Source organism: Staphylococcus sp. EG-SA-2 (genome assembly GCF_017152085.1).
Genome location: NZ_JACYHC010000426.1, coordinates 1 through 5,793 on the forward strand (window position 1 = coordinate 1; position 5,793 = coordinate 5,793).

Sequence of the window (5,793 nt, forward strand, 5' to 3'; positions counted from 1 at the left end):
ACATAGCAACCAAACATTACCTATCGTGTCATGTAATCTTGCATCCGATCTTGCAACGCTGTAAATGTTTCGAAGCCATCCTCTTCTAAGAAGTGCCCTCCATCTTCCACGATTCGCAAGTTCCCCTCTAATGCATTCATTAAACGCTGGGTTTCTTTATATGAAACGTATTTGTCATTTTTAGAACTCAATCCGTAAAAATTGTCAACTTTCTTTTTAATATTATCGTAATCAATGGTTACATTACTTAAATCAATATCTAAATCTATATTTTCTGCATCTTCTTTAAAGCCCGCTATACTAAAAAAGCCTTCAATCGGCTGATCAATCATTTCAATATATTTTAAAGCTGTGATTGAACCTAAACCATGTGTTACAAAATATGTATCCTTTTTGCGTACATTAATTTGTTTCGTCATAGCTTCAATCCACTGATCCACTGTCTTCGCTTCAGGGGATTCAAAATTAAATAATGTTACGTCATATCCTTCTAAAGTTAAGTTATGCTCCAACCACTGATACCAATGATTTCTACTATTTCCATGCATAGAATGTACAATAATTACATCTGTCATCTCATTCTCTCCTTTCAACTTACTACTTCTTTTCTATTTTTAAAAAAATGACTGATTACCTATAATTGTAAAATAAAAACACCTTAATTAGAAATGTTATATCGCAAAGTGACATTTCTAATTAAAGTGTATTGTCATCATTTCAATATCATTCAAAAACAGCTAAACCTTTGTCTCTGCTTCAATTTCACAAAAATAATTCCCGCTGAAAGTATCTATATTTACACATTACTTCCACCATTATATAACTTAAAAATGACTATATTTCATCAAACATTATCTAAAGGCGTCGCACCTACACCAACACCATCCAACAATTAACTTACAACTCTGCGATTACTTCTTCAGCAGCAACTTTACCTTGTGTAATACAATCAGGTAGTCCAACCGCTTCAAAAGATGCACCAGTTACTCTAAGTCGTGGATATGTTTGTTTAATATGTGCTTGAATCTGTCTAATTTGTTGAATATGACCGACATGGTACTGTGGCATACTTTTCGGCAAACGATTGACAATTGTAAATTCAGGATCACCTTTAAATGTCATCATTTGACTTAAATCTCTACGTACAATCGATACTAATTCATTATCTGTATGATCATCAACCACAGTATCACCTGGTTTACCTACATACGCACGAATCAAAACCTTACCTTCTGGTGTAGTAAATGGCCATTTTTTCGATGTCCAAGTACATGCGGTAATGTCTGTATCACTCGTTCTCGCAATCACGAAGCCAGTACCATCATAAGTATTTTCAATGTCTTTTTCATCAAATGCCAATACAACAGTTGCAACAGTCGTACTATCCATCGTTTTAAAGTAATCAAATGCTGGATCTTGTCCGAACCAATTCAAAAAGACTTGATGCGGTGTTGTCACTAATACCCCATCGAATACATCTTCTTGTTGATTACTGTAAACAATTTTATATTGCTTTTGAGATGTAATAATATCATCCACTGACGTATTGTAGCGTATTGTCACACCTTTATTTTTCACATCTTGTTCTAATGCTTCAATAAATGAGCTTAAACCATGCTTAAATTGTTTGAATTGTCCTTTTGGTGCGCCAGGATATAATTGTCTTTGTTTCAGACGCTTATTTTTCTCATCCTTCATACCTTTTATCAGACTTCCGAATGCCTCTTCTTTTTCTTTAAAATTAGGAAACGTACTCATCAAACTTAATTTATCAATATCGGTACCATAAATACCACCCATTAAAGGCTCTATTAAATTCTCAAGTACCTCATTACCTAATCTTGCTCTGAAAAATGCACCAACAGAAATGTCACCATCTTGCATTTGTATAGGCTTTTTGATTAAATCTAATCCTGCTCTTAATTTACCAAGTGGTGAAATTAATTTAGTTGTCACAAACGGTTTGATATCTGTCGGAATTCCCATAATTGATCCACCTGGAATAGGATACAATTTGTTTTTCGCAAAAATATATGATTGTCCAGTCGTATTTGTAACAATATCTTGTTCTAATCCAATATCTTTCGCTAATTCTGTCATAATCGTTTTTCTACCTAAATAAGATTCAGGCCCTAGTTCAATCATATAACCATCTTTACGATACGATTGAATCTTTCCCCCCGGACGATTCGATGCTTCAAAGATGGTTACATCAATATTAGGATCTTGCTGTTTTAAAAAATATGCACTTGATAAACCTGTTATCCCCGCTCCTATAATAGCCACTGATTTAGTCACAACGTTTCACGCTTCTTTCGTCATTAAAATATAGACTTGATTTCATCAACAATTGCACCGATAAATAATGGATGTGTATTCGGCATTTTTGGACGATAATAATTCGCACCAATATCATCGCAAACTACTTTACATTCATAATCATTGTCATAAAGCACCTCTAAATGCTCACATACAAAACCTACTGGCGTATATATAAAGTTTTTATACTGATGTTTTTCATATAAATCACGTGTTAAATCTTGTACATCTGGCCCTAACCAAGGTGTACCTGTATTACCTTCAGATTGCCAACCAATCGCGATATGTTCAATATTAGATTGTTCTTTAATTAAAAGCGCAGTATGTTCTAGTTCTTGTGGATATGGATCATTATTCTTTTCGATTAAACCTTTTGGCAAACTATGTGCCGAAACAACTAATACCGTGTCTTTATGTTCCTCTTCCGGTATTTGAGCTAATGTTTCGTTGACTTTATTCGTCCAATATTCAATAAATTTAGGTTGTTCATAATAATGTTTCACATGTGTAAGTTGAATACCATATTTTGCAGCTTCTTCATCAGCACGTTTGTCATATGATCCTACTGAAAATGAAGAATAATGTGGTGCTAGTACTACCGTGATTGCTTCAGTAATACCATCATTGTGCATTTGTTCAACCGCATCTTCGATAAATGGTGAAATGTGTTTTAATCCTAAGTATAGTTTAAATTCAACATCTGCATATGCTTTATTTAATGCTGAAACTAGTGCATCAGCTTGGTCATCTGTTGTACCTGCTAATGGTGATAAACCACCTATAAATTCATATCTATCTTTCAAATCTTGAAGTTCTTCTTCAGATGGACGTTTACCATGTCTAATATCTGTATAATATGGCTCTATGTCACTTTCTTTATAAGGTGTGCCATAAGCCATAACTAATAACCCCATTTTTTTAGTCATTGATAATACCTTCCTTTAAATGAATTATCTTTCATGTGCTTCAATGTAATACTATGATTATCTTTGTGTATATGTGTGTACGAATTCGCTTACTTTACGTAACGTCTCTGGTTGCACTTCTGGGAAAACACCGTGTCCTAAATTAAAGATGTGTTTACCGTTCTCCATACCTTGATCTAATATTGGTTTCAATCTCTCTTCAATGACATTCCATGGTGCTAATAAAATTGATGGATCTAAATTCCCTTGTAATGTTTTAGTAACGCCTAATTGTTGAGCCTGATTAATAGACGTTCTCCAATCTAGGCCTAATACATCAATCGGTAAATCATTCCATTCATTGATTAAATGACTGGCACCTACACCGAATAAAATTACCGGCACATCATGTTTTTCTTTAACCTCACTGATTAATCGAATCATATGTGGTTTAATGTAACGTCTGTAATCCTCGACATTTAATGCACCTACCCATGAATCGAAAATTTGAATCAATTCGGCACCTGCTTCGACTTGAGCTGTTACATATTTAACAGATACATCAACTAAATGATTCATTAAAGCAAACCATGTTGCTTCATCTCTATACATCATCGCTTTTGTAAAATTGTAATTTTTCGATGGTCCGCCTTCAATCATATATGACGCTAATGTAAATGGTGCCCCAGTAAATCCTATTAGCGGCACATTTAACTTTTCTTCTGTTAAAAGTTTAATTGTATCTAATACATATGGTACATCTCGTTCGGGGTCTATTTGAGAAAGTTTCTCAACATCTTGAATTGTTTTGATAGGATTATGAATCACTGGACCAATACCCGATTTAATTTCTACATCGACACCAATTGGCTTTAATGGTGTCATAATATCTTTGTATAAAATTGCTGCATCTGTATGATAATTATCAACTGGTAAATGTGTTACATAAGCGCACAACTCCGGCTGATGTGTAATATCGAATAGTGAATATTTTTCTTTCAATTTTCGATATTCTGGTTGCGAACGGCCAGCTTGTCGCATAAACCAAACAGGTGTATGTGATGTTTCTTCACCTTTGATCATTTTTAAAATTGTATTGTTTTTATTATGCACCATAAAGGCCTCCTAAATTAAAATCATTCTTATCTATATTATCATATCGCTCATTCGTTCGTATTTTCAATAAATAAATGTCATAAAACTGACATTTAATCATAGAACTATTTATTGTAAATTTAAATTCTAAAGTCCATTATTTTGTATCATTACTTCTAAATATCTCGCAAGATTCATTATAGTAATTTTAATCAATTATTAATAGTGGTAATGACTAGTTTATCATCGTATAATAAATAAAAACATAAGGGGGACCTTTCATATGAAGAAACTATATACATCTTATGGCACTTATGGATTTTTACATCAAATAAAAATCAATAACCCGACCCATCAACTATTCCAATTTTCAGCATCAGATACTTCAGTTATTTTTGAAGAAACTGATGGTGAGACTGTTTTAAAATCACCTTCAATATATGAAGTTATTAAAGAAATTGGTGAATTCAGTGAACATCATTTCTATTGTGCAATCTTCATTCCTTCAACAGAAGATCATGCATATCAACTTGAAAAGAAACTGATTAGTGTAGACGATAATTTCAGAAACTTTGGTGGCTTTAAAAGCTATCGTTTGTTAAGACCTGCTAAAGGTACAACATATAAAATTTATTTCGGATTTGCTGATCGACATGCATACGAAGACTTTAAGCAATCTGATGCCTTTAATGACCATTTTTCAAAAGACGCATTAAGTCATTACTTTGGTTCAAGCGGACAACATTCAAGTTATTTTGAAAGATATCTATACCCAATAAAAGAATAGACTCGAAGAAAACTTCCATTGGTTATGCTGTTAACGTATAGATGCTAATGTAATCTGAACGCCGTATCATTTGGCGTTCAACATTACATGCACCTTTACAACATACATGCCAATGGAAGTTTTTTAGTCTCGTAATAATGTTTCCTGATATTTCAACTTTTTAATAATACTTCTAATCGTTAATAAACCTACAATATAGAAAATGAGTACAACATAGAATAACGTCATATGTTTTATAATAAATGTCACTGCAAACACAGTACAAATAACAAACATTAATCTATATAAAAACTGTTCATACCCTTTGATTACCTTCTCTTCAGGTACAGGCCACACTTGAGGCCATAAGCCATATGCTTGTTGTGAATAAAATTGTGCCATTTGCAACAATATAATATACACAAAAAGACTTCCAATAACCCCTGTCACTAATGGATATGATAACCAAACCATAAGTAAAACTGCAATAATTACTAACCTAAAGATAATATTAAATGCGTCTCTCCCTCTTATAAAGCTTCTAATAAATAAGAATAAATACATCGCATTAGAGTTAAATTTACTACCCTTTGGAACTGGTAAAAGTATATCTAGATAACTTCTTCTGACTGCAGATTCTTTCAAATGTTTTACATCGGTGAACATATTAACAAATTTATAATAATTCATATGATGTCGATGTTCGAT

7 protein-coding genes are annotated in these 5,793 nt (G+C 32.9%); 1 reads left to right on the forward strand and 6 read right to left on the reverse strand.

Features of this window, described 5'->3' with window-relative positions:
• Positions 1–20: 20 nt before the first annotated feature.
• The 5 genes from IDG60_RS04965 to IDG60_RS04985 all read right to left on the reverse strand — a co-directional run bounded on the left by IDG60_RS04965 (position 21) and on the right by IDG60_RS04985 (position 4,440).
• On the reverse strand, positions 21–575 hold the full coding sequence (locus tag IDG60_RS04965; RefSeq protein ID WP_000132890.1) for an RBBP9/YdeN family alpha/beta hydrolase: 555 nt from the start codon (positions 573–575) through the stop codon (positions 21–23).
• 322 nt (positions 576–897) lie between these two features.
• The gene (gene hemY, locus IDG60_RS04970) at positions 898–2,298 is read right to left on the reverse strand and encodes a protoporphyrinogen oxidase (RefSeq protein ID WP_000167542.1); all 1,401 of its coding nucleotides are present in this window, start codon (positions 2,296–2,298) and stop codon (positions 898–900) included.
• 23 nt (positions 2,299–2,321) lie between these two features.
• Entirely contained in the window at positions 2,322–3,245 is a 924-nt protein-coding gene (gene hemH / locus IDG60_RS04975) for a ferrochelatase (protein WP_000162881.1), read from the reverse strand.
• Between the two features lie 57 nt (positions 3,246–3,302).
• Positions 3,303–4,340 carry a uroporphyrinogen decarboxylase gene (gene hemE / locus IDG60_RS04980; protein WP_000233526.1) on the reverse strand — a complete coding sequence of 346 codons (1,038 nt, stop codon included), beginning with the start codon at positions 4,338–4,340 and terminating at the stop codon, positions 3,303–3,305.
• The gene (locus IDG60_RS04985; protein ID WP_001790154.1) at positions 4,330–4,440 is read right to left on the reverse strand and encodes a hypothetical protein; all 111 of its coding nucleotides are present in this window, start codon (positions 4,438–4,440) and stop codon (positions 4,330–4,332) included. Before IDG60_RS04985 ends, hemE begins: the two co-directional genes overlap by 11 nt.
• A 162-nt stretch (positions 4,441–4,602) precedes the next feature.
• On the opposite strand from IDG60_RS04985, the gene traP reads away from it, so the two are divergent.
• Entirely contained in the window at positions 4,603–5,106 is a 504-nt protein-coding gene (traP, locus tag IDG60_RS04990; RefSeq protein ID WP_000737976.1) for a signal transduction protein TRAP, read from the forward strand.
• A 123-nt stretch (positions 5,107–5,229) separates the two neighbouring features.
• Here traP and IDG60_RS04995 read toward each other — a convergent pair.
• Positions 5,230–5,793 (reverse strand): ABC transporter permease (locus IDG60_RS04995; RefSeq protein ID WP_206160535.1); only part of this gene is annotated, 564 nt, incomplete at its 5' end.

Excerpts from the sequence above, each read along its gene's own strand:
- hemE (WP_000233526.1), bottom strand. The coding sequence starts at position 4,340 with ATGGTGCATAATAAAAACAATACAATTTTAAAAATGATCAAAGGTGAA.
- hemH (WP_000162881.1), bottom strand. The coding sequence starts at position 3,245 with ATGACTAAAAAAATGGGGTTATTAGTTATGGCTTATGGCACACCTTAT.
- traP (WP_000737976.1), top strand. The coding sequence starts at position 4,603 with ATGAAGAAACTATATACATCTTATGGCACTTATGGATTTTTACATCAA.
- IDG60_RS04965 (WP_000132890.1), bottom strand. The coding sequence starts at position 575 with ATGACAGATGTAATTATTGTACATTCTATGCATGGAAATAGTAGAAAT.
- IDG60_RS04985 (WP_001790154.1), bottom strand. The coding sequence starts at position 4,440 with ATGATTAAATGTCAGTTTTATGACATTTATTTATTGAAAATACGAACG.